This is a genomic window from Fervidobacterium changbaicum (assembly GCF_004117075.1).
In the GTDB taxonomy this organism is placed as follows: Bacteria; Thermotogota; Thermotogae; order Thermotogales; family Fervidobacteriaceae; genus Fervidobacterium; species Fervidobacterium islandicum.
The window spans coordinates 800,022-822,846 of the sequence record NZ_CP026721.1; the positions used below are offsets into that span (position 1 = coordinate 800,022).

Annotated in this window: 22 protein-coding genes and 1 pseudogene; all 23 read right to left on the bottom strand. The window is 41.1% G+C overall.

Annotated features, from left to right (window positions below; all coding sequences use genetic code 11):
• Positions 1-4: 4 nt before the first annotated feature.
• The 23 genes and pseudogenes from CBS1_RS03770 to CBS1_RS03875 all read right to left on the bottom strand — a co-directional run bounded on the left by CBS1_RS03770 (position 5) and on the right by CBS1_RS03875 (position 22,680).
• Positions 5-841, bottom strand: coding sequence for a DUF368 domain-containing protein (locus tag CBS1_RS03770; protein ID WP_033191917.1), 837 nt, complete (start codon positions 839-841; stop codon positions 5-7).
• Entirely contained in the window at positions 834-1,484 is a 651-nt protein-coding gene (locus CBS1_RS03775) for a metallophosphoesterase family protein (protein ID WP_236938331.1), read from the bottom strand. Before CBS1_RS03775 ends, CBS1_RS03770 begins: the two co-directional genes overlap by 8 nt.
• Complete coding sequence (gene topA / locus CBS1_RS03780) at positions 1,484-3,583, bottom strand: type I DNA topoisomerase (protein WP_090222866.1); 2,100 nt, start codon at positions 3,581-3,583, stop codon at positions 1,484-1,486. The genes CBS1_RS03775 and topA overlap by 1 nt, the downstream gene beginning before the upstream one ends.
• 65 nt (positions 3,584-3,648) lie before the next feature.
• Positions 3,649-4,632 (bottom strand): 3'-5' exoribonuclease YhaM family protein, encoded by a 984-nt coding sequence (locus CBS1_RS03785; RefSeq protein WP_090222868.1) that lies wholly within the window; start codon positions 4,630-4,632, stop codon positions 3,649-3,651.
• Positions 4,629-5,723: an alanine racemase gene (gene alr, locus CBS1_RS03790; RefSeq protein ID WP_176759498.1), complete on the bottom strand. Its 1,095-nt coding sequence runs from the start codon at positions 5,721-5,723 to the stop codon at positions 4,629-4,631. The genes CBS1_RS03785 and alr overlap by 4 nt, the downstream gene beginning before the upstream one ends.
• A gap of 43 nt (positions 5,724-5,766) precedes the next feature.
• Complete coding sequence (locus CBS1_RS03795) at positions 5,767-6,120, bottom strand: hypothetical protein (protein WP_090222871.1); 354 nt, start codon at positions 6,118-6,120, stop codon at positions 5,767-5,769.
• Between the two features lie 41 nt (positions 6,121-6,161).
• On the bottom strand, positions 6,162-6,383 hold the full coding sequence (gene rpmB, locus CBS1_RS03800) for a 50S ribosomal protein L28 (RefSeq protein WP_033191923.1): 222 nt from the start codon (positions 6,381-6,383) through the stop codon (positions 6,162-6,164).
• Positions 6,384-6,522: 139 nt separating this feature from the next.
• Positions 6,523-7,938 carry a pyruvate kinase gene (gene pyk / locus CBS1_RS03805; RefSeq protein ID WP_090222873.1) on the bottom strand — a complete coding sequence of 472 codons (1,416 nt, stop codon included), beginning with the start codon at positions 7,936-7,938 and terminating at the stop codon, positions 6,523-6,525.
• Between the two features lie 140 nt (positions 7,939-8,078).
• On the bottom strand, positions 8,079-8,516 hold the full coding sequence (locus CBS1_RS03810) for a hypothetical protein (protein ID WP_033191925.1): 438 nt from the start codon (positions 8,514-8,516) through the stop codon (positions 8,079-8,081).
• Positions 8,517-8,535: 19 nt separating this feature from the next.
• Entirely contained in the window at positions 8,536-8,889 is a 354-nt protein-coding gene (gene gcvH / locus CBS1_RS03815; RefSeq protein WP_033191926.1) for a glycine cleavage system protein GcvH, read from the bottom strand.
• A 68-nt stretch (positions 8,890-8,957) separates the two neighbouring features.
• Positions 8,958-11,294, bottom strand: coding sequence for an ATP-dependent DNA helicase RecG (recG, locus tag CBS1_RS03820; protein ID WP_090222874.1), 2,337 nt, complete (start codon positions 11,292-11,294; stop codon positions 8,958-8,960).
• Between the two features lie 34 nt (positions 11,295-11,328).
• Complete coding sequence (locus CBS1_RS03825) at positions 11,329-12,462, bottom strand: THUMP domain-containing class I SAM-dependent RNA methyltransferase (protein ID WP_241685567.1); 1,134 nt, start codon at positions 12,460-12,462, stop codon at positions 11,329-11,331.
• 59 nt (positions 12,463-12,521) lie between these two features.
• Positions 12,522-13,049 (bottom strand): hypothetical protein, encoded by a 528-nt coding sequence (locus CBS1_RS03830; protein ID WP_033191928.1) that lies wholly within the window; start codon positions 13,047-13,049, stop codon positions 12,522-12,524.
• Between the two features lie 26 nt (positions 13,050-13,075).
• Positions 13,076-13,783, bottom strand: a complete 708-nt coding sequence (gene rlmB / locus CBS1_RS03835; RefSeq protein ID WP_033191929.1) for a 23S rRNA (guanosine(2251)-2'-O)-methyltransferase RlmB — start codon at positions 13,781-13,783, stop codon at positions 13,076-13,078.
• On the bottom strand, positions 13,780-14,574 hold the full coding sequence (gene mazG / locus CBS1_RS03840; RefSeq protein WP_033191930.1) for a nucleoside triphosphate pyrophosphohydrolase: 795 nt from the start codon (positions 14,572-14,574) through the stop codon (positions 13,780-13,782). The genes rlmB and mazG overlap by 4 nt, the downstream gene beginning before the upstream one ends.
• Positions 14,547-15,539 carry an NAD(P)H-dependent glycerol-3-phosphate dehydrogenase gene (locus CBS1_RS03845; protein WP_033191931.1) on the bottom strand — a complete coding sequence of 331 codons (993 nt, stop codon included), beginning with the start codon at positions 15,537-15,539 and terminating at the stop codon, positions 14,547-14,549. Before CBS1_RS03845 ends, mazG begins: the two co-directional genes overlap by 28 nt.
• A 25-nt stretch (positions 15,540-15,564) precedes the next feature.
• The gene (gene trmB / locus CBS1_RS03850; RefSeq protein WP_052107185.1) at positions 15,565-16,521 is read right to left on the bottom strand and encodes a tRNA (guanosine(46)-N7)-methyltransferase TrmB; all 957 of its coding nucleotides are present in this window, start codon (positions 16,519-16,521) and stop codon (positions 15,565-15,567) included.
• A gap of 37 nt (positions 16,522-16,558) precedes the next feature.
• On the bottom strand, positions 16,559-18,709 hold the full coding sequence (locus tag CBS1_RS03855; protein ID WP_033191932.1) for a coiled-coil domain-containing protein: 2,151 nt from the start codon (positions 18,707-18,709) through the stop codon (positions 16,559-16,561).
• Positions 18,710-18,745: 36 nt separating this feature from the next.
• A complete protein-coding gene (locus CBS1_RS03860) occupies positions 18,746-20,272 on the bottom strand; it encodes a bifunctional ADP-dependent NAD(P)H-hydrate dehydratase/NAD(P)H-hydrate epimerase (protein ID WP_033191933.1) in 1,527 nt (508 codons plus the stop codon).
• Between the two features lie 4 nt (positions 20,273-20,276).
• Entirely contained in the window at positions 20,277-20,738 is a 462-nt protein-coding gene (locus CBS1_RS03865; RefSeq protein ID WP_033191934.1) for a lytic transglycosylase domain-containing protein, read from the bottom strand.
• Positions 20,739-20,899: 161 nt separating this feature from the next.
• Entirely contained in the window at positions 20,900-21,307 is a 408-nt protein-coding gene (locus tag CBS1_RS10620; protein WP_236938690.1) for a prepilin peptidase, read from the bottom strand.
• 42 nt (positions 21,308-21,349) lie between these two features.
• Positions 21,350-21,616: pseudogene (locus CBS1_RS10625) on the bottom strand (prepilin peptidase); the annotation flags it as partial.
• The gene (locus tag CBS1_RS03875) at positions 21,601-22,680 is read right to left on the bottom strand and encodes a tetratricopeptide repeat protein (protein WP_090222876.1); all 1,080 of its coding nucleotides are present in this window, start codon (positions 22,678-22,680) and stop codon (positions 21,601-21,603) included. The gene CBS1_RS03875 and the pseudogene CBS1_RS10625, both read right to left, overlap by 16 nt.
• Positions 22,681-22,825: the final 145 nt, after the last annotated feature.

The following is a 22,825-nucleotide window of genomic DNA, read 5'->3' on the forward strand; positions in this document are numbered from 1 at the left end:
TAAATTATCTCTCAAAATTACCAAGTGCGTAGACAACTATGCCTCCTACCGCAATCCAGATGAACATTCCCAAAGTACTCCCTGTACCGTGATACGCTGGAGTTATCGGGTACAAAGATCCGGCAAGCAGACCAAGTATGAAGTTCAATATGGATACCTTTGCCTTTTCAAACCAGATTTTCAATAGCTTCGAAATGGCTCCAACACCTATCAATACACCTGTTCCGAGAACTAAAAGAAAGAAGATATCGGAAGACGTAAATCCACCACTGGTGATTTTTGTCAATTTAGAAACCGTTTTTACTGCAGTCTCGTAGTATCCGATGAGCATGAGCATAAGTGAGCCGCTCAAACCGGGCAATACCATAGAAGCCCCCGCAATCGCACCGGAAAGTGCCAAAAGAAGGTAATCAGTAGCAGTCTTAACCGAAAGCGTGTGGTAGCGCTGGGCCTTTTCAAAAATGTAGGGAATTACAACTATAGATAGTCCTATTATAAACTCAACAAAACGGAAATGTGAGAACATCTTTCTGAAATTCCACAACGATAAAAGTATGAGACCGAAAAAGAAACTGTAAGTGTAGAACGGATAGTTTTGAAATGCCCATGTGAGTAACTTGCTACCCGTTACGATACCGATAAGAATCCCAATACCTAGGGTTACGATGAAAATCAAGTCTTTCTTATTGAATTTGAATCCCATTATGTCGTTTATAACATCTATGAACCTCTCGAAAATCCCCATTATCACGGCAATCGTTCCACCGCTAACTCCCGGGATCACATTTGCCCATCCCATAAAAACACCTACTATTATTGGTCTGATTATTTCATCATACATTACTGCACACCTCCTGAACAACAGTTCCCATTTTTAGCTCAATAGCTGTTAGTTTACCTCCGTAGACACATCCGGTGTCGATGCCTATCTTGTCTGCGTCCTTGTACACATCTTCAAACGGGGTATGACCAAAGATTACTATAAAGCCAAGATTGTGCCTTTTGCGTATGAACTCTTCCCTAATCCAAATTAAGTCCCTTGGTTCTTGCCTATTAATCAAAACATTTGGTCTTACACCACCGTGGACAAAGAGGTAATTTCCCTCTATGTGGTAATACTTCGTGTTTCTGTAAAAATTCATGTGCTCTTCACTTGTTTCAAGTTCCAGAAGATTTCCGTAACTTCTAATCGTAGCCTGCGCTCCGTTTAAGTTCCATAAAAAAATGTCGTCGTTATTGTCTACAACATCAAGTAACATCTGCTCATGGTTACCTCTCAAAAATACGCACTGTACTCTCTTGGAAAGATGGATCAGAAAATCAACTACGCCTTTAGAATCTGGTCCTCTGTCTATGTAATCACCAAGGAAGATTAATTTATCACCTTCACCTGGTGATATCTTCTCTATCAGTCGCTCCAAAGGTCTTAGACAACCGTGGATATCACCAATCGCCCAGAGTCCCATTCGAGAAACACCTCTCATTATTTCTTCTTCGCTTTTGATGAGGCACTTTTGGTACTTGATTTTTTGCTTCCTGAAGTTCTTCTCTTTCGGTAGAATTTTCTATTACCAGAGTTGGCTGACGATTCTTCACTTTGCACACTATTTTTTTCACCGTTCTCTTCTTGACTCTCTTGTTCTTCTAAAACGTACAACTTGTTTCCATCTATGACGCCGAACACATCCGATTTCAACGCCTTGTTCGTTTTGCAGTTTGGACAATGCAAATACAAGCCGTACTTCCCAACCTTGAGTTTGTAATTACCTGAGCAATCCTCACAAGTTATATCGGTGTCAAAGTCTATTGCAAAGAACTCGTTTTTGGCTCTCTCAAGGTCTTTGTTGAACTCCTTTAGGAACGACTTAACGACTTCTTTCCAATCCTTCTTGCCGTTCTCTACCTCGTCGAGTTCCTTTTCCATCTCAGCCGTAAACCCCTTGTCAACTATATCTGGAAACCTTTGCTCGAGATAATGGTTCACAACGAACCCAAGGATTGTAGGTATCAGTGTCTTTCTTTTCTTAACCACATAACCTCTGTCCAGAAGCGTTTGAATAATAGTTGCGTATGTACTCGGTCGTCCTATTCCTTCCATCTCGAGCGTCTTGACAAGAGAAGCTTCTGTATATCTATCCGGAGGTGTCGTCTGCGCTTCTGCAGATTTCGGTTCGACTAAGTATTCTTGGTCTACTTTCAACTCCTTGTGTTTTTCGCTCGGTTCGTTATCTATCGTGTACACTTTCTCAAAACCGTCGAATATACGTTCCCTTATGCTCGCTTCAAAAACGTACTTTCCACTCTCGAAATCGTAGCTGTACTGTTTGTAAATAGCGCTGCTCATCTGCGATGCGATGAACCGTTTCCAGATGAGTTCGTACAACTTATGGTGGTCCTTATCTAGTAATTCTTTCGCCTTTTCGGGTGTAATATTCACATCGACAGGTCTTATACATTCGTGTGCATCCTGCACCTTACCTTTCGTCTTTGAGCCCTTCTTTGATGCAACTTCTGAACTTTCGTTGAGATATTCTCTTCCGAAATTCTTCAAAATAAACTTTTCCGCAGCTTCTTTAGCCACGTCTGACACCCTTGTTGAATCTGTTCTCATGTAAGTTATGAACGCGGTATGACCTTCTTTTGTATCCACGCCTTCGTACAATTCCTGGGCAATTTTCATCGTTTTGGAAACTGGAAAACCGAGTTTGCTTGCAGCGTCCTGCTGCAAAGTACTGGTTATGAATGGTGCAGGTGGGTTCTTTCTTACTTCCTTGACATCGATGTCTACCAATCGTACGCTCTTAACTTTTTGAAGTACATCTTTTGAGATTTCTTCAGTGATATCGGTAGGTTTTATTTTCTTTCCATCGACCTTCGTTAAGTACGCTTTCAAACCAGCGATATCTATCCAGACCTTGAAATATTTTTGCGGGACAAATCTGTAGCGTTCCCTTTCACGTTCACAAATTATCTTCAATGCAGCTGATTGGACTCTTCCAGCACTCCTTGCATCCTTTATGATACGCCAAAGTAATGGGCTAATCATGTAGCCCACAATTCTATCAAGTACCCTGCGTGCAAGTTGTGCGTTTACCTTGTTCATATCTATCTCTCGAGGATTCTTAACCGCTTCTTTTATTGCACGCTCGGTGATTTCTGTAAACGTAATTCTATTCTTTCCTTTAACTCCGAGGATTGTTGAAAGATGCCAAGCTATAGCTTCACCTTCGCGGTCTTGGTCAGACGCAAGTAGTACCTCTTTCCCGGAAGTCATCTTCTTTATCTGCTCAACTACACTTTCCTTGCCTGGAATAATCTCAAAATCCAGTTTGAGTGAATTCAGGTCTACTCCAAATTGCTTTTGAGGCAGGTCTCGGATATGACCTTTTGAGGATATGACTTGATAATCGTTTCCGAGAATTCGCTCTATTGTCTTCGCTTTCGCAGGTGATTCAACGATAATTACTTTCTTCTTACCGCCTTTGGATTCTTCGTTCTTGCTTTGTCCTTTCAATTCAATATCAGCGCTCTGGTTATCCAATTCGTTTTTCTTATCTTTTTCAACGACTTTAGATTTTGCCATAGCTTCCACCTACTTCCTATCTTTCCGCGTCATAAGATATAAATCGAAAATCAAATTTTATGCTATTATTTGAGGAAGAACCTTCTACTGAGATTGGAATCGTATTCACTCCAACTTTTTTCTCTATCTTCCTTATCAATAATCTGCATCACTCTATTCACTTTAGAATCCATGTTTTCAACAAAATGGAGTACGAGTGCCTCGGGGGTTTTCGGCAAGACAGGCGAACCCCATTCAAATTCGCCGTGATGCGATGCGATAAGGTGCTTTAGTTTCAGCAATTTTTCGTAGGGTATTCCCTTAGCTTTTTGAGACAACATTTCAACTCCGATGACTATATGCCCCATCAATTCACCTTCGGTTGTGACCTCTATGCCGTTGTAATTGACCATATACTCTTTGACCTTCCCAATATCATGCAGAAGCGCTCCTGTAACAAGAAGATCTCTGTCGAGTTGGTCATAAATTTTGCAGATACTATCCACAAGTTTTGCGACGTTTAAAGAATGTTCCAGTAACCCGCCTTTGTATGCGTGATGTATCCTCATACCCGCAGGTGCACTTTTAAACATCTCTACAAAGTTTTTATCCTCAACGAAGAACCTTTGCAGAATCGTTTTGTAGTCCTCATCCCGAATGGTGTCGATTAGCCTGAGCAGTGATTTATACATCTCATCAACGTTTTCAACACTTTTTACAAAGCGTTCTATATCATATTCATCCTGTGAGAGCTTCTTTATGGCATCCTGCTCGTTTAGAATGTTTATCTGCACGCGCTCTTCGAAATATACCACTCTTCCTCTCACATTGACAACATGACCAACCTGGAGCTTTTCGTCATTTGATTCAGCGTTGTACCAATCGATCGCTCGAACACTCCCGGTTCGATCTTCCAAAGTCAAAAGCAAGAATTTTTTTCCGTCCTTGGATTCCTGAAGCTTCTTGCTTCTAATTTTGTATATCCCATCAATTTCTTTATCGATCCAGTTTTTTAATTCCTCCACATAGGGAGATCTGAGCTTTTCGAGAGCCTCTCTAAATCCGTTCACAATTCCAACCCCTCGTATTTTCTCGGTACCCGCTCTGAAATTCTGCAGGTTACCTCGTAATTTATAGTCCCTACCAATTTTGCAATCTCTTCCGCAGTAATCTGATTTGAACCTTGTTTGCCGATGAGAACAACTTCGTCTCCAATCTTTACGTCATCTAAATGGCTGACATCCACCATGAACTGGTCCATACAAACCCTTCCAACGATTGGGCATCTTTCTCCATGAATTAGAACGTATCCTTTATTGGATAAACTCCTCCAGTATCCATCAGCGTATCCAACAGGAATAGTCGCTATTTTCATTTCACTGTAAGCTGTAAACGTCCTACCGTAGCTCACAGTATCACCAGGTTGTATGGTTTTCACATGCGAAACGATGGTTTTCCAAGTCAGCACGGGTTTCAATTTTTCACTCTGAACCGTGTCCCCTGGTTGCAGACCGTAGCTCGCTATCCCTACCCTGACGTAGTCAAAGCAATTCACAACTTTTGAAATCCCTGCTCCACTGTTGCAAACGTGTTTTATCTTAACATCGAGACCAAGTCTTGAAAATTCTTCTGCTTGTTTTTTAGTGAATGCAACATCCGACTCTTCCAAGCTGTCTGCTACAGCAAAGTGAGTATATGCCCCTTCGACCTCGAATCCTGCTTTTCTTACCGCTTCAAAAAATTCCTGCGCTTGTTCAGTAGGAACTCCCAACCTGCGCATCCCCGTGTCTATCTTTATGTGACATCTTGGTTTCGGCACTTCCTTTGAATACCTCCAAAGCTGTTCCCAAGAGTAAAGTGTGATTGTGACGTTATGTTTGTAAGCTATCGGTAGCATATCTGGTTCTACGTAGTTGAAAACCAAGATGTTGGATTTCAAACCATGTTCGCGCAGCTCAAGTGCTTCTTCCAAAAACGCCACGGCAAAATAGTCTATCCCAGCACGCTCAGCTGCCTTTGCCAAAACCACGGCACCATGTCCATACGCATTTGCCTTGACCACAGGCATAACCTTTGCCGGCGCGCAGTGCTCTTGGAAGAACTGAAGATTGCTGAGATAATTTCTAACATTTATCACTGCAAATGTCCTTCGACTTTCCACAAACAGCGCCTCCCAACCCTCGCATTAAGATGCAATTTCCCAATTAAAACCGATTTTTAGAAGTTTTACTAGGAATCATATGTATGTTTTCCATAGGAGGTAACCTATACACCCTCCATCTTGTTCTTATCTTCGTTGCAAACAATCCATCCTCAACCTCAATTATATCACTTAACGACACAGAAAAGTATATCGTTGAAAGTTCGCTGTTTGAGACTTCCAGCTTTAAGATAAGGCTTTCTACTAAAAGTAATAACAGACCGGCGTAGCTGGACATAACTAGAAAGAGCACCAAACTCGATAACTGCAAAGAAAAAAGATAGAGCACAACTGGTGTGCTCAATATAACTGATGATAATATTAGCAATTTATACCACTTCTTCACTCTCATGACCATAATCATCTACCTTCAAAAAAAGCGGGGTGTTTCCCCGCTTTTTATGCCTCCACTGAAACGGATTGTGATTTGCTTACGTACCTTTTGACCTTTCCAGCCTTCAGACAGCTTGTGCAGACGTTCATCCTTTTTACAGTTCCGTCATCAAGCAAAACTCTCACTTTCTGGACATTTGGCTTGAACCATCTGTTCGTGTGTCTGTTGGAGTGGCTGACGTTTTTACCTGCTCTTGGTTCTTTTCCGCAAATTTCGCACTTTGCCATGACCGCTTCCTCCTTTATTTTGATTTTAATTGCTTTATATTTCCTGTGTTTCAAACAACGCGGTAGAAACCACTACGTGGTATATTATACCAATTCTCTTTGCAAATTCAAGTAGGATTTTTTGTAGCTTTCGTTAATTTTATTTGATTTCTTGGACTTGGACTGTATTAGTTGTTCCGGGTTTTCCCCATGGAATGCCGGCAACGATAACAACCTTATCACCGGTCTGGACGAATCCGAGTTCTTTTGCCTTTCTTGTAACCTCTTCTATCATCTCGTCCGTTGTTAAGCTCCTTTCGAGCATTACCGGAACCACACCCCAAACCAAAGACAACCTGCAGAAGGTTTCGTAGCAGTTTGTTGCAGCCATTATAGGTATCGATGGTTTGTATTTAGAAACATGTATAGCAGTTGCCCCTGTACCCGTTGCCGTTATTATGAGCTTTGCATCGATGTTCTTAGCCAGATTCGTCGCTGCATAGGAAATGGCACTTGGCAAATCCAAACTCGAGGAATACTCTTTTAACCAGTCGAGCCTAAACGTTTCGTACTCTTCCATGTAAGCCTCCGTGTTCTTAGCAACCTCATCCATAACTCGGACCGCTTCACATGGATACTTACCAATGGAGGTCTCCGCTGATAGCATTACCGCATCTGTTCCGTCCAAAATAGCGTTGGATATATCCGTTACCTCGGCTCTCGTTGGAGTTGCACTATTTATCATACTTTCAAGCATCTGCGTTGCAGTTATTACGGGCTTTTTGTAAAGATTGGCAACCTCTATTATCCTTTTCTGAGCGATTGGAACCTGCGCTATCGGTATTTCTACGCCTAAATCTCCACGCGCAACCATAACAGCATCAGCCTTTAGAACAATTTCTTCCAAGTTGTCTAGCGCTTGAGCAGTTTCTATCTTAGCTACGATGGGAATACTTGTTAACTTCTTCGCATCTTCAACGTCTTTCGCCTTTCTGACAAATGACAGTGCGAAGTAGTCTATGCCTTCCTCGTTCCCGAGTTGGATGAATTCTTTATCCCTTTCTGTGATGGATGGTATAGAAACATCGACGCCTGGAAGATTGACACCACGCTTGTGAGTGATTGTTCCTCCACGTTCAATCGTGCACAATATCGTCTTACTTGACTTATCGACACTCTTTACACTTAATGCCACAGCTCCGTCATTTATTAGAATCTTCTCGCCTGGCTTGATTTCTTCATACAACTTATCGTAATTTATCCAGAAACGCTGTGCGTTCCCGACGAATTCTTCGCCGCAGATAACCTCAACCTCTTTTCCATCCTCAAGCGTTACATATTCCGTTTCAAACTTACCAGTTCTTATCTTCGGACCTGCCAAATCAAGAAGTATAGCGAACTGATATCCTCCTTCTCTTACCCTCTTTAGTCTCTTAATTCTTTCCCTGTGGACATCGATAGTTTCATGAGAAGAGTTCAACCTAAAGACATTAACTCCGCACTCTAAGAGTTTAACGATATTCTCTTCTGATTCACTTGCTGGTCCTATAGTTGCAACTATCTTCGTTTTTCGCACGTTTACACCTCCAATCTACGTTTTTCTAATGTATGCTTTACATTTCCAGTTCGTACCTTTTTCATATTATACCACAAAAACGAAAGAAAAAAGCCCGCATTTAACAAGATGCGGGCTTTCATTTCTATCGAAACGCAAAGTTACTCTATGTTCCACTTCATTATACCAATAACAATCACAGCTACGTAAGTCCAAGTGATTGAGAACAGCGGTATGAGTGCTGCGCTCTTCACCCAGAAGAAATCAATGATATTCAGAACTATCATTATCACACTCATCAAAACCGCTTTCCTCATACCTTGCCTAACTCTCAGCTCTCCAAAATCCCTTGCGATAAGGAACGTAAAAACTGCCAAAATCACGTAGGCTACAGGTGATATGGAGAGTCCGAGTTTAGTGAAGAAAGCTTTGAAGTCTCCTGAAAAGAACCCAACGGAAATAAGTATGTACACTGCGGATACAACGTTTGCAATATTCATTGAAGCCTTGGCTTGCTGTACCACGGCAAGTAGTATAGGTACCGCTAAGACGATGTTGGCAATGAACATCAAGACAGAATAAGCATTCACGTTTGTCATTTGACCACATCCTCGAAACTTACAGTGTAGCTTTGTACTCGTCTTCTGTCAAAAGCTCATCAAACTCAGCTGGATTAGATGGTTCGATTTGAACTAGCCAGCCCTCGCCTTCTGGGTCTTGGTTTATTAGTTCCGGAGTTGCGTTAACTTTATCGTTAACTGCTACTATCTTTCCACTGACTGGTGCGTATACATCGCCAGCAGCTTTGACACTCTCAAGAGATACTATTCTTTCTCCTTTCTTAACTTCTTTACCAACAGCTGGAAGTTCAACGTAGACAATATCCCCGAGTTGTTCCTGAGCGTAGTTCGAAACTCCAACTTTTCCTGTTTCGGTATCAATCCATTCGTGAGTTTTTGCGTACTTTTTCATCCCGTCATACCTCCCTTGAGTTTTATTGTGAATTAAGTTGCTAATTAATTATAACATACTTTGAAAGTTCATCCAACATCTAAAAATTTGATTCGCTCACCGTAAATCTTGTATACCTCTCTTATTATCTCACTATCTGGATAATTTTCAACTATACGCTTGGCATCTTCACGAGCTATGAGCATCAGCTCTGTATCCGACACGATGTCTGCGACCTTAAACTCAGGCAGTCCGTGCTGACGTGTACCGAAAAATTCACCAGGTCCTCGCAATCTTAGGTCGTATTCTGAGATTTTGAAGCCATCGTTGGTGCTCGCGAAGAACTGGAGTCTATCCCACGCCTCTTCGCCAGCTTCACTCACAATAAGGAAACAGTAACTTTGCTTCTCACCTCTACCAACACGTCCCCTAAGCTGATGCAGTTGCGCAAGTCCAAATCGCTCGGCGTTCTCGATAACCATTATGGTTGCATTTGGAACATCTACTCCGACTTCTATAACCGACGTTGAAACCAAGATCTTTATTTCGCCTCGAGCAAACTTAGCCATAACATCGCTTTTCTCTTCATCCAACATTCGTCCGTGAAGCAATCCCATGGGGATATCGGGGAATGCCTCTTTACTGAGAGTTCTGTACATATCTTCCGCAGCTTTTGCATTGATGGCTTCCGATTGTTCGATTAACGGGTATACAATGTAGGCCTGGTCTCCGTTTTCAAGGACCTGCTCTCTAACGAATTTATAGACTTCTTTCGCCCTTGTATGTCTCAATGTGAACGTCTTGATTTCTTTCCTACCAGGTGGCATCTCGTCTATAACGGAAACGTCTAAATCACCGTACAGAGTGAGTGATAGTGTTCTTGGGATGGGAGTTGCCGTCATGATGAGTGTATCCACAACTTTACCTTTCGATATCAATTCTTCCCTTTGTTTTACTCCAAATCTGTGCTGCTCATCTATTATCACAAGCCCGAGGTTTGCAAAGTGTACGTCCTCTTGGATGAGTGCATGTGTTCCAACCACAACGTCCAAATCACCGTTTTTTAGAGCGAATTTTATCTTATCTTTTTCTTTCTGAGAAGTGGATCCTATGAGTAGTGCAACCCTTATACCGAGGTCTGTTAAATGATTGAAGAGCTTTTGAAAATGCTGAATGGCAAGGATTGAAGTTGGAACCATAAATGCACTCTGATAACCGGCTTCGTAGTTATCTATTATCGCAAGCTCAGCAACCAGCGTCTTACCACTGCCAACATCTCCCTGGAGTAACCTGTTCATTGGATCTGGGCTGCGCATGTCTCCACGGATCTCCGAATGCGCCCTTTTTTGAGCATTTGTGAGTTTGAATGGTAATTTTGAGATGAATTCTTCGGCAAGTTTTCCAGAAAAATTTTTTGCAATACCGCCAACTTGTTTGACGTTTTGCTTTGACAGATACAAAGCAATTTGGAACAAAAGCAGTTCTTCGTAAGCTAAGCGTCTTCTGGATATTTTGTAATGAAAGGCACTCTTTGGAAAATGCATTCCAGTGTATGCTTTCCACACATCGATAAGTCTTCTTTCCTCAATTAGTTCCTTAGGTAACATCTCCTTCAAGTTACATATGCTCGGAAGATTTTCATATACGATTTTTCTAATTGCCTTTTGCGTTAGATTTTCCGTTAACGGATATATCGGAAGGATCGCCCTTTCGGGTGTTTCACTTACAGAAACTTCCGCGTTTTGGATCTCCATGGCTCCAAAAAATCCTCTTTTAACAGTACCAGTAACGTAGATTTCCTTACCCACAAGCTGTTTCAACTCCAGCTCTTTGAACTCCTGATTGAACCACTTTAGAATCACCTGATTGATTCCATCCTGCAAGAGTGCACTGATAATTACCAGGTCTCCCTTCTTGGTTTTTTCAATGCTCTTCAAAATGCCTTTGGTTGTTATTTTCTCGTTCTCGCGAACGTACATCAAAGGGATAATTTTTCTTCTATCTTCATAATCTCTCGGGAAAAAGCTCACCAAATCCCCTATGGTTTGGATGCCGAGTTTTTTGAGTAGTTTCTCACGCGCTGGTCCGACACCTTTTGCGTATTTTATCGGCACTTCCAATGGCTTACCAGCTTCTGTACCTTCGCATGTAATAGAATACGTCAGGAAATTGTACTTAAAGCGTTCCACCATTCCGCACACCTGGGAAAGCCTTTTCAATGCACGCTCTGTTGAGAGTTTTTTGGCTTCAATTATGTAATTCTTAAAATCTTCGAGCTTACTGCGGATTTCATCTTCAAAAAGAAGAGGGTCATCTATCCTTTCGTAATTATCTTCAATGTACTCTACTAGTGTGTTGAAAGATTCTTCACTTACGTCTCTGGCAATTTCATAACAATTGTCGAGAAATTCTTCAACAAGAAGCATAATAACACCCTCTTTTTAAGAACCTTTTCAGAAATCAGTAGTACATGAAAAGGTATGTCCAAATGCCGCTGTTCTGAAATCTTATTTTCTTTCTCGCCTTACCAAAGAGCTTTTCAAAATCTTTGTCGGCATGGAGTAGATAAAAATTTCCATTTGGGAACTTCTCTCTCAATATCTTCACACCTTCTATTACATTCTTGTCATCCAAACGTTCACCGTACGGAAGGTTCGAAATTATCCAAGCCTTTCCATTGAAAGTAGCCAAATCTCTAAAATCAGTACAAGAAAATTTAATCGGTAGCTTTGTTTGAAAGATTTGAGAAGCTCGCTTCATGTTTTCCTGTGCCACTTTTATAACTTGGCAATCGATGTCGCTCCCGTGGATAAAAGCTTGTGTGAGCTTCTTGGAAAGTTGTCTGAGTTCTCCAAGTGATCGTTTTTTTACTTTTTCCCAGTGCTCTTTTAGGATTTTCCATTCCTCGGAAATATATCTTCTGCTTATGTTTGGCAAGTTGAGTGTAGCAGCTTCTATTGGAATTGTACCACTGCCACAGAAGGTATCAAAAAGAGGAGCACTGCTTTCAAAATCCCAGCGTGAAAGAACAACAATTGCCGCAGCTATTGTCTCTCTTAGTGGTGCTTTACTTGTCTTCAGTCGATAGCCACGTTTCGATAGAGCATCTCCCGAAGTATCAAGAAGCAAGAATGCTTCGTCATCTTTCAAAACAAGTACAAAGCTGTAAACAGGACCACTTTCGTTAGTTCCTCCCAAATTCTCTACGATGGCTTTTTTCAAAACCGAAGCAACCGCTCCGGTAGCACTGAGTTTTGAATTCGTTATCTTCAACTTATCTACTACAATTTTTGCGTTCTTTTCCACCAGCTCACTTAAATTCGAACTTTTAACGTTATCGAAAAGTTCATCGAAGGTCTCAGCTTTGAATCTCTTAATCAGCAATGATATTCTATCGGCCGTCTTCATGTACAAGTTTAAGAAAGGTATATCTTCCACCCTTGCTTTAAAAAATATCCTCCCGGAGGAGGAATAATAGACCTTATATCCGAACTTCTTAAGCTCTAACGCCACCGCACCTTCCAACCCCGAAGAACAGAACGCAACGAAATCAAAAAGTCCATTATTGCTAACATTGTTCAATTCATTCAGCAACACGAGTTCCCCCACTTTGTAAAGTTTTAAACCAAGTTACTAAAATCAAGCATTTCCAATTACTGCTCACTTTGTTTTTTGCGGTTCTTGTAAGTACCTTCCTTTTTGTTTGAAAATATAAGATTCTCATCAAGAACGACTACACCGGTCCCTTCAAAAATGACTCCTTCATCGACATTTGCGGAAAAAAGCATACGATTCACGGTGTTGTTGTATACAATATGACCAAAGACGTTTATCTTTGAAACCTGGGCACCTATCCACATCTGGGATTTTCTGTAAAAAAACTTAGACGGATAACTTGTCCGCTCGAAACATATGAACAGGTGTGGAGGATGCTTGACGTAGTTTTCGATTATGCCTATTTCGTTACCTATGAGAATGCGAAAAACCAAGTTATCGAATTTCACATTGACCTTTTTCTCGATGGTATGTTTAAGTAATGCGTATTGATAGATGTAGACCTTATTCCCGTCGAAATAAAAGGTATACGGAACGTTGAATTTGTATCCGTTGATGCTGGTGGTTATGAATATATCCACATCGTACTCACTTGTCACCAGAGCGTTCCCTGAAACGATAGTCAACTTCCACCATCTCTCCACAGTTGAAATTATCCATTCGCCATCTCGCGTCTGAGCACTTCATACACGATAATACCTGCACTGACGGATACGTTCAGCGAATCAATAGCTGTTTTCATTGGAATTGAGACCAACTCGTCGCATGATTGTTTTACAAGCTGCCGAATCCCACTACCTTCGTTGCCAAGAACGATGGCAAGAGGTCTTTTTAAGTCCGCTTCCCAGATAGGTTTGCCTCTCATATCCGCTCCGAAAACCCAGACACCGTTTTCTTTGAGCTTTTCAATATACCTCGACAGATTCACGGTTATGGCTATCGGTATTCTAAAGACCGTTCCTGCAGATGCTTTAACTGCTCCGGGTGTAACATGGGCACTGTTATCCTTTGTCAGCACGACCATATCAACGCCTGCCGCAACACAAGTTCTTACAATAGCGCCGAGATTTTGCGGGTCTTGAATTTGGTCAAGAAGAACAAGAAACGGATTATCTGGTAAATCGTTCTCGTCTGCATATTCAAATTCGCCGATATCTATAACAACGCCTTGGTTTTTCTCCTCGCCGCACAATTTTTTCAAAACATTTTTAGGCGCTATAGAGTATGGTATCTTCCTTTTCTTGACTTCCTCTACAAGGCCTTCTAATTCCTTATCACCACTATCGGAAAAGTACACCATCTTTATCGGTTGTTTGCTTTGGAAGAGTTCTTTTAAAACATTCCTGCCGTACACGATCATTTTTCTTTCACTTCCTCGTGTACCTCTGGATGTTTGTACTCTGTCGCTTTTACTTTATTCCAATATTCATCCATCTCAGAAACGGTCATATTCTCTAACTTCTTCCCATCTTTTTCTATTTCCTTTTCCATTTTTTCGAACCTTGTGATGAATTTTTCTGTAGCTTTTCTAATTGCGCTCTCTGGGTCTACGTTTAAAAACCTTGCCAGATTTACTATCGCAAAGAGTAAATCACCCATCTCTTCTTCTATCTCTTCTTCATTCTTCGCTTTTTTCAGTTCTCTTATCTCCTCTTCCACCTTGTTCCAAACATCTTCGATTTCAGTCCAGTCAAATCCAACGTCAGCGGCGTTTTCTTGGACCCTTCTGGCTAACGAAAGTCCTGGCAGTGCGTGGTTCACATCACCTATGCTTGAGCGTTTCTTCTGACCTTTTTCTTTAGCCTTTATCTCTTCCCAACGCGCATAAGAATAACCCTGTGCATCACCAAACACATGTGGATGACGCCTGATAAGTTTGTCAGAAAGTGTCCTTATGACATCTTCTATAGTAAACGCTCCACGTTCCGCAGCAATTTGCGAATGAAAAACCACTTGCAAGAGCACATCTCCGAGTTCTTCTTTCAGTTCTTCATCATCTTGATTGTCAATTGCATTAAGTACTTCGTATGCTTCTTCTATCAGGTACGGTTTCAAGCTTTCGTGTGTCTGTGCTTTATCCCACTCGCAACCGTTTTCACCACGTAACTGAGCCATGATTTCAACTAATTTTTCAAATTCTTTTCCAACCATCTTCTTACTTCCTCCATCTCGACCTTAAGTGACCTGGTCATTAAAGATTTTATAGAATCAATCGGTGACTTTTTGTTGTAGACGACCTCGTAGACCTCTTTGATGATAGGTAAATCGTACCTATCGCCGTAATTCTCGACAACGGCTTTACACGTAAACGCACCCTCAACGATCTCCTTGCTGGCTTCAAGTAAATAGATAGGGTCAAAACCTTTTGCGATCATTTCGCCGTAACGCCTGTTCCGGCTGTGCTTACTTCCACATGTAACCACCAAATCCCCTATTCCGGCGAGTCCCATAAACGTTAGTGGATTGGCTCCAAATTCTATAGAGAACTTCGCAATTTCGTACAATCCACGCGTAACCAACGCAGCCTTTGCGTTGTCCCACCCACCAAGTCCGTCGACAATTCCAGCAGCTATCGCAATAACATTTTTGAGGGCACCAGCCAGTTCGATACCAACAACATCGTCGTGAACGTAGACCCTGAAATATTCGTTCGAGAACTCCTTTTGAAATTCTGGTGCCATCGCTCCTGCTACAACAACGGCTGTTGGCAACTTCAGAGCAACCTCTTCAGCATGAGAAGGTCCTGATAGAACTGCGTACTCGCTCCCTAGAATCTCTTGAACGATCTCGGATACTCTCTTACCGGTACTTATCTCAATTCCCTTGGACAGATTGAGCACTACGTGGACATCATAATCGATTTTTTGCAAAACACCCCTGATGTACTGAACAGGAACAGCAAGAACCAAGACGTCGAAATTTCTTCCTACCGATATATCAGATGTCACCGAAACATCCAAATTCACATCCGGAAGATGGGGCATCTTTTTCCTTGTGTTCAACAACTGCGCGTGTTCTTCGCTATGCGCCCACAGTAGAACCTCGTGCCCATTTTCCTTGAGCATTTGTGCAATTGTACAACCCCAGCTCCCTGCCCCGAGGACAAAGTATCTCATATTGAAAACACCTCTATTTTCTTTGTCATTCTTGTGCTAAGAACTCAGCCAAAACTTGGACAGACCATTTTACCGCAGGTGTCCTGTAAGGATTTGAAGCACTATCCAGTTTTATTATCCATTCTCTGCTTCCGGGCTCTTCCGGGTAAGCAACCAAATAGTAATGCTGTTGAAATTCACCATCTGTTGAAATTACTTTTATAACGTAGGCATCGTTATGAGTCGATTTGTAAACACCTTTCACAACTATTACTTTTTTACCTTCCTTGAAAATCTTGTTGTTTAGTAGTGATATTTTTTCCTCGATAACAACGCTTCTCGCATGAGGCATTTCGTGCCTACCTCCTATTAATCTTTCGACTTCTAAATGTTTAACCTTCCTTATCAAAAGCGAATATATGTTTCTACCGTACTTAATCCACTTCTGCTCGTAGCGTGTTTTGATCTCCCTGTCAGGGTTTTCCAAAAACTCAACGACTTCAAACCCCATCTCTTTAGCTGTTTCCATCGTTTGTTTTGCGTACCACTCAACGTCCGTCGCCAGTTCAAACGTCCCATCGTCTACGAGAACATTTGATAATGTTTCAAAAAACTCTGGTACGATAACACGTCGTCTTTCATGCGATTTCTTATCCCATGGAATGGGGAAGTTCATGACAACTTTTTCAACACTCTTAGGTCCAAAGAACTCTCTGAGTCCGAATCTCGCATCGGTTATTACCAATCTCACGTTATCAAGGTTTTCTATCCTTTTATGGGCCTTTTTCATAGAGGTAATTGATACTTCAAAACCTACGAAATTCTTCTCTGGATGTTTAACTGCATATGACTGCAAATATTCCCCACTTCCAAAGCCAATTTCGACGATAACACCGTTGTTGTTACCGAAGATGTTAGACCAATCTATCGGTAGGTAATCAAAAAGCGAAGGTTTCACTTCTCTGGAAAAGAGAACACTGTTTGTCTTCTCCATTTCTTGCATACACTCACACCTCATCCGTCTGTTTGCATATTTTTAATCATTTAAAATAAGTACTAAGTTCCCTAACGTACTGTCCAGCCGGGTAGAGCTTTTTGTATACTTCGTATTTTTTCACTGCCTCGTCCCTTTTTCCAAGCCCAAGATAGCTGAGAATTCCGTAGTAGTAAACATCTTCTTTGAAATAAACGTCAATATCCTCGATACGTGGTTCTATGTACGAGAAAATGGCCACAGCATTTTCGTACTGTCCGTCGACGTAGAACTTCAAACCAACGAGGAACAGTTCCCTCAAGTCTTTTGTTTGATTGAGAATTTGCTCAACAACCTCGCTTCGCTGATTTGTACTTACAACCTTTTGTTCGACAACTTGCTGAGTCTGAATCGCGGAATTGGTCGATGTGTAAGTGGGGATAAAAGCGGAGGAAGAACTTTGTTCCAAACTATTCGAGCTATTTTTCGATTTTTCGACCTTCGACAAATCTTCTGTTTTCTTATCCACAGATGATGAGTCATCTGGAATTTTTTGAGTGTTCAAATTTAGAGAATTCAACATCTCCAATATCTTAGACACGCTTGATTTCAAAGTTTCTATATCATTTCGCAAGTCAGCGACCTGCTTTGAAACGCTTTCGGTATAGCCTTTTACAGTAGTTGTTTCCTTGCTTAAATTCGAAACCTTGTCTTCTATATTACCAAGGCTAATTCGCTGGGAATCAGCCTTGTTTGAAAGCCCGCGTATCAAAGTCAGAACTTCTTCGAGCTTTTGTTCTAAAGCTAAGATTCTTTCAGCGGAAGTTGAGCCAACTTCTTGCTGTATTATCGTCGATTCAACAGGTTGCGACTTAAGCGATGAAACTTCCGCATACATGATTCCTACAGACTGAGTTAGAATGTCAAGTCGTTTCCGAATTTCCTCAAGCTCAAGTGAGAGCTTAGAATCTATTTGTGAAGACTTTGCTGAATTTGATGACGATTGGCTTAGCTGAGAAATCTGAGATGAGATTTCATTTAATTTTGTTGCAATATTTTTCATATTCTCGCTGATATTAGCTTTTGCTATCTCAACTACGTTGTTTTCTATTCGGTTCAAACGGGCCTTGACGTTATCAAGCTCCGAGTAAATCTTTTCAAAATCATCCGAAGAAGAGCCCGCAGCAACGGATGAAGACGTCTTTACGCTTTCCAATCTGCTTTCAAGGGAAACTATTTTCTCTTTTAGCTGCTTTACCTGAGAACTGAGTTCTTTTAATGTGGCATCGTCGTACTTAACAACCGTCGTCTGAACGCCAGAAGTAGTAGTTGGATTTGCTCTGGTATTAACATCTTTTGCGAGTTTGCTCAGCTCGTTCTCAACAATTGATAACTTTTCGTTTATTAAAGACAGTTGGTCTGAGAGGGGTTTTGCCAACACGTCATTTGATGTTTGAACGGGGTTTTCAAGCTTTTTGTCTATGTAATCAAGACTGGTCTTTACAAGTTCCAATGTCTTGGACAGTTCCTCGTACTTCTTCGACATGTCAGTCGTATACCCTTCTACTTTCCCTTGGAGACTTGCGATACTTCTTTCCAGTTTATCAAATTCAAGACTTCCAGATTTCGTAAAGTTTGTCACAGAAATGACTAGGTTTACCAAAACAACGACAAAAATGGCCAATGTAACTGCTGGTAGGAGAAAACCGCTCATAGATTTTTGCTTTTTGACCTGTGTAAGGACAGGATGAGTTTTGTCGAGCTGGCGAAGAATTTCCGATAGCAGTTCTATCTTCTTCTTATCTGAGCGTTTAAGCGCTGTTAGAAGTTCCATCGCGATGATTTCTACTATTTGAGGAAACTCCTTCTTTATCCTCTGAACCTCGGCTATTACTATTGGATAATTCTCTTCGTTGAATTCCTTAAGAATCTTTTCAAGTGCCTCAGACACAGTGCTTGCATCTTTTTCTATGGTTTCAACAACATGTATGTAAAGCTCTTGCTTTTCCCTGGGCATAAAATTGAAAATCTCGACAGCCCTGGTGTAATTTCCTGCCTTCACTTCCAGTTCGAATAGTAAGTGACTGTACTTTTTGCCGAGAGCTTCCAATATATTTCTGGCAAGCGATAGCTCGTTGTTTGATATTAAGAACCTTATAAATCTCTCAACAGCATCTGAACTCTTATCAAAATTGAATTCTGAACCTATAAAATCCACACCTTATCACCCCGGTTTCAAAAAGTATAGAAGACTCTATCTTCTTTCTTTAAGTGCTTTAAAGGCTTCTGAGATATAATTTAGCACATCAAACGCGCTGTTCATACCTTCTACTGGTAACAGTTCTCCTGCTAAGCCAAAAAGATACACACCTGTCTTGACTGCCTCAGTGGGTTCAAGGTGCTGGGAAAGAAGTCCGGCAATTACACCAGAAAGGATATCACCGCTTCCAGCCTTCGAAAGTGTTGTGTTCCCAGTAATGTTAAAGTATATCTTCTTTTCGTCTGCGATTATGGAAGTTGCATCTTTCAGAACCGTTATAACCCCGTATTTCCTTGAGAACTCGAACAACAATTCGTAATTTTGCTTAACCTCTTCGATAGGCCTTTTGACTAACCTGGAGAACTCCCCTGGGTGCGGAGTCAAAATAACCGTCTTCATAGGGTTTTTCTCTTTTAGAACTTCGACATTCTGGGCCAAAACGTTGAGACCGTCCGCGTCTATTATAACGTCATTAGGTGATTGTAAAACTTTTTTAATTATCCTGAGTTTTTCTTCTGCATTCTCCGTATCCCAACCAGGACCAAGAACAAAAACCACATCTTTGCTAATGTTTGAAATAAATTCTTCAATTCTTTCCACATTAAAACCGTCACCGACGTCAAAACATATCAAAGACGGGTCGTGACTCAGTGCACATTGACAAACTTTGGAAATGGAAATCAACTTCACCATACTTGCTCCACTTTTCAACGCCGAAAGAGCACTCAAAATTGGTGCACCTATGTATTTACTTGAACCACCCAATACTAATACCTGCAAATAAGTTCCTTTGTTTGACCAGCGCGGTCTGTTTGGTAGGTACAATGCTTCGGCTGTTATAAGTTCTTTATTGGTATCATAAGTTAGCATCTCTAAACTGGGAATACCTATCTTCGCTATTTTGAGCTTTCCACACAATTCACGGCCCGGGAACAAGAAGTGCCCTACTTTTGGGAAGCCAAAAGTTACCGTTAAGTCTGCCTGAACTGCGCATCCCATGATTTTTCCGTTGTCTGCAGAGACACCGGATGGTATGTCCACAGAAACAATCCGTTTGGAGTATAGGTTCATAACTTCAATCAATCTGACCAAATTATCGTCGGTAATCTCTCTACTCAAACCCGTTCCAAACAACGCATCAACAACGATATCCGCTTCGGAAATGATCCTTGAGGCTTTCTCTAATCCGAGGTCTTGGTAGATGTAGACAATTCCTCCGTGCTTTAAATACCTTTCGTAATTTTTCTTCGCCACCTCTGAATTGGGCTGTGCTACGGCGATAACCCTTACCGCTTCCGTATAATTAAGAAGGTCCCTTGCAACAACATATCCATCTCCACCGTTGTTACCAGAACCGCAAACAACAACAAAACTCTTGTTCGACAATTCGCCGTACTCATTCCAAATCGCTTGGACTACGGAAATCCCAGCCCGTTCCATAAGTATTTCTTCGTTAATATCAAAATCATTTATAGTTCTTTTTTCTAGTTCTCTCATCTCTTGGCTCGTTATTACAGTCATACTCTCATCTCCTGTAAAGGAAGCGATAAATCCTGTAAAAGGTCAACACCTTTCTGACATAACGTCCGCCAGCATCTGTCTTAATGTCATCTGAAGCGTATGGGCCTGTATTGTAATGAACTAAAGCCGTTCTGAGGTCACCATCTTTTTCCATCAGGTAGTTCAAATACTTACATCCGAGCGCTATGTTTCCTTCTACTGTTGTATAGTCAAAGTTTGTTTTGAATTTTCTGTTTATCCATTCTGCTGTCTCTGGCATAAGTTGCATAAGTCCATAAGCTCCGACATTCGATTTTGCACTTGTTCTAAAACTACTTTCCGCACGTATCACACTTATCACTAAAAGTGGATCCAAATCTCCAGCGTACTGGACAACAATATCGTAGTACTTCAGTGGGAAAAGGTCCACTAAAATCAGCAATGAGAAGATGATAGCTAAGAAAACTACAGTCAAAAGTACACGCACGGCTAAGTCTCCTCCTAAGAACATAAGAATCGCTATATTTATTCAAAACACAAAATTTATTCAAAACACAAAAAATCCCAGGTTGTTCTGGGAACAAAAGAACATATCTGAAATTATTATAGCACAAAGCTCAATTTAAACAACATTGTTAAACAGGGAGTTCAAACGTATAAGAATACTCTTAAGAAGAGAAGCAAGTAACCAAAAAATATTATAAATGGCCCGAACGGTATCAGGCGGTCTTTCCGTAAGAGTGAATAAACTATACCTCCTAAAGAAGAGCCAAGCAAAAGAAAAGGCATGAAAGTTATGCCAACCGCGAAGGCATAAACGGGGAGCAAGAACAAATCCCCCTCACCTATACCATCTTTGTACCTGAGTTTCAGCACAAATAGTATTCCAAGTGAAATCAGTGCACCAAGAGCATCCAAAAGTATAAGAGCCTTGAAATGAAAGAGGTTTATTAAAAATGAAGAAATCAGTACAGTTATCCACGTGTAATCAGGTAAGAGCATGAGCTTGAAATCTGTGAACAGAGCTGGAACCGAAGCTACGAAAATTGCATCCATTGCTAAAGCTATATCCGTAGGAAAGAGTAAGTGGTTAACAAGGAAAGAGAGTCCAAAGGACAATTCAACAAGCGGATACCTTAAAGAAATCTTCCCACCGCAATGTCTACATTTGCCGCGAAGGAGAATAAAACTGATTATTGGGATATTATCATACCAAGCAATACGTCTTCGACAGTGCGGGCAAACTGAAAAACGGGGCTCTGTTAACTTGAGCCCCGCGATTGGTCTGTATATTAGCACGTTTGCAAAACTACCAAAAATTGTTCCTAAAGCAAACCAAAACAACAAACTTACTTTATTCCACATAATTCCTTCTCAGACTGCGTGAGGAGTTCATCAAAGAATTCGCGCTTTCCGTAAAGGTACCAGAAATTATCCTCTCTCAATTCCTCTACAATTTTCCTTGCCTTCTCGTACTGGTTTGTCTTAGCGTATGCAACAGCCAGAACAAGGTTCAAATGCCTTGCCTCCGGATTGGTTCTCACAACGTTCTCGATAACTTGGATCACTTTATCGTAATTGCCTTTTTTCAGATGTACCTTAGCCCATATTTCTATACCGTTGGGATCGTTCCTTGGGTCGATTTCCATAATCAAACTTTCGTATTCTTTCGCCTTTTCTTCGTTTCCAAGCTTTCTGTAAAGCTCGGCCAGTTCAAAGAGCGCGATTATACTGTTCTCTGAAGATTCCCTGAATTTCTCCAGTACCTCTATTGCCTTCTCTACCTTTCCCATCTTTGAATAGGCGTCTGCAAGCATGAAGTAGGTAAACGTATTTGTTGGAGAAAGTCTTAATTCTTTTTCCCAGTACTCAACCGCCTTTTCGTAATCTCCTATATTGTAATACGCTTCACCAATCATAGAGTAAGACTGAACAAGCCACGGGTCAAGTTCAATAGACCTTGTAAGATATTTAATAGCCCCTTCGACATCGTTTTCTTCAAGTAACAGCGAACCGTAGAATTCGTACGCAGGGGCGTAATTCTTGTCGAGCTTCATTGCAAACTTTAAGATATCTTTAGCAACCTCTATCTGGTTCTTATCGGCGTATTCTACTGCCAATTCGTACAATCCATCAGCAGTTGCATGGAGAAATTTCTCCGGCGTCATTCCGTACTGTTCTAAAAATTCCACAACCTCGCTCCATACTATCGGTTCGTATATAATTTCATTAAGAGAAACTACCTTCTCTTCCAACAGTTCGAGTTTCTTAATCTCGTCGCAAAGTTCTTTACGATCTTCAAAATCCTTTCTCATGTTGTACCAATCACCAGAATAGAAAAGGTCGCGTAAAATAACGAGCATTGGCGTTTCATCTGTGATATCCACAGTCAGTGGATTTTCTCTGCCTAAGATAAGTCTGATAACCATTAACAACACCTCCTGGTTTGTAACGTTGCATTTACATTTTACCATATTTCTTCACAAAAGTAAATACTGCGCTTTCTTTCCAAATTAAGCAAAACAAGAAACTCTACAGAGAAAAACTCGTTTAAATCCCTCAGACTAGCATCTC

Excerpts from the sequence above, each read along its gene's own strand:
- CBS1_RS03770 (WP_033191917.1), bottom strand. The coding sequence starts at position 841 with ATGTATGATGAAATAATCAGACCAATAATAGTAGGTGTTTTTATGGGA.
- CBS1_RS03775 (WP_236938331.1), bottom strand. The coding sequence starts at position 1,484 with ATGAGAGGTGTTTCTCGAATGGGACTCTGGGCGATTGGTGATATCCAC.
- topA (WP_090222866.1), bottom strand. The coding sequence starts at position 3,583 with ATGGCAAAATCTAAAGTCGTTGAAAAAGATAAGAAAAACGAATTGGAT.
- CBS1_RS03795 (WP_090222871.1), bottom strand. The coding sequence starts at position 6,120 with ATGGTCATGAGAGTGAAGAAGTGGTATAAATTGCTAATATTATCATCA.
- rpmB (WP_033191923.1), bottom strand. The coding sequence starts at position 6,383 with ATGGCAAAGTGCGAAATTTGCGGAAAAGAACCAAGAGCAGGTAAAAAC.
- CBS1_RS03810 (WP_033191925.1), bottom strand. The coding sequence starts at position 8,516 with ATGACAAACGTGAATGCTTATTCTGTCTTGATGTTCATTGCCAACATC.
- gcvH (WP_033191926.1), bottom strand. The coding sequence starts at position 8,889 with ATGAAAAAGTACGCAAAAACTCACGAATGGATTGATACCGAAACAGGA.
- recG (WP_090222874.1), bottom strand. The coding sequence starts at position 11,294 with ATGCTTCTTGTTGAAGAATTTCTCGACAATTGTTATGAAATTGCCAGA.
- rlmB (WP_033191929.1), bottom strand. The coding sequence starts at position 13,783 with ATGATCGTGTACGGCAGGAATGTTTTAAAAGAACTCTTCCAAAGCAAA.
- mazG (WP_033191930.1), bottom strand. The coding sequence starts at position 14,574 with ATGGTTGGAAAAGAATTTGAAAAATTAGTTGAAATCATGGCTCAGTTA.
- CBS1_RS03845 (WP_033191931.1), bottom strand. The coding sequence starts at position 15,539 with ATGAGATACTTTGTCCTCGGGGCAGGGAGCTGGGGTTGTACAATTGCA.
- trmB (WP_052107185.1), bottom strand. The coding sequence starts at position 16,521 with ATGCAAGAAATGGAGAAGACAAACAGTGTTCTCTTTTCCAGAGAAGTG.
- CBS1_RS03860 (WP_033191933.1), bottom strand. The coding sequence starts at position 20,272 with ATGACTGTAATAACGAGCCAAGAGATGAGAGAACTAGAAAAAAGAACT.
- CBS1_RS10620 (WP_236938690.1), bottom strand. The coding sequence starts at position 21,307 with ATGGATGCAATTTTCGTAGCTTCGGTTCCAGCTCTGTTCACAGATTTC.
- CBS1_RS03875 (WP_090222876.1), bottom strand. The coding sequence starts at position 22,680 with ATGGTTATCAGACTTATCTTAGGCAGAGAAAATCCACTGACTGTGGAT.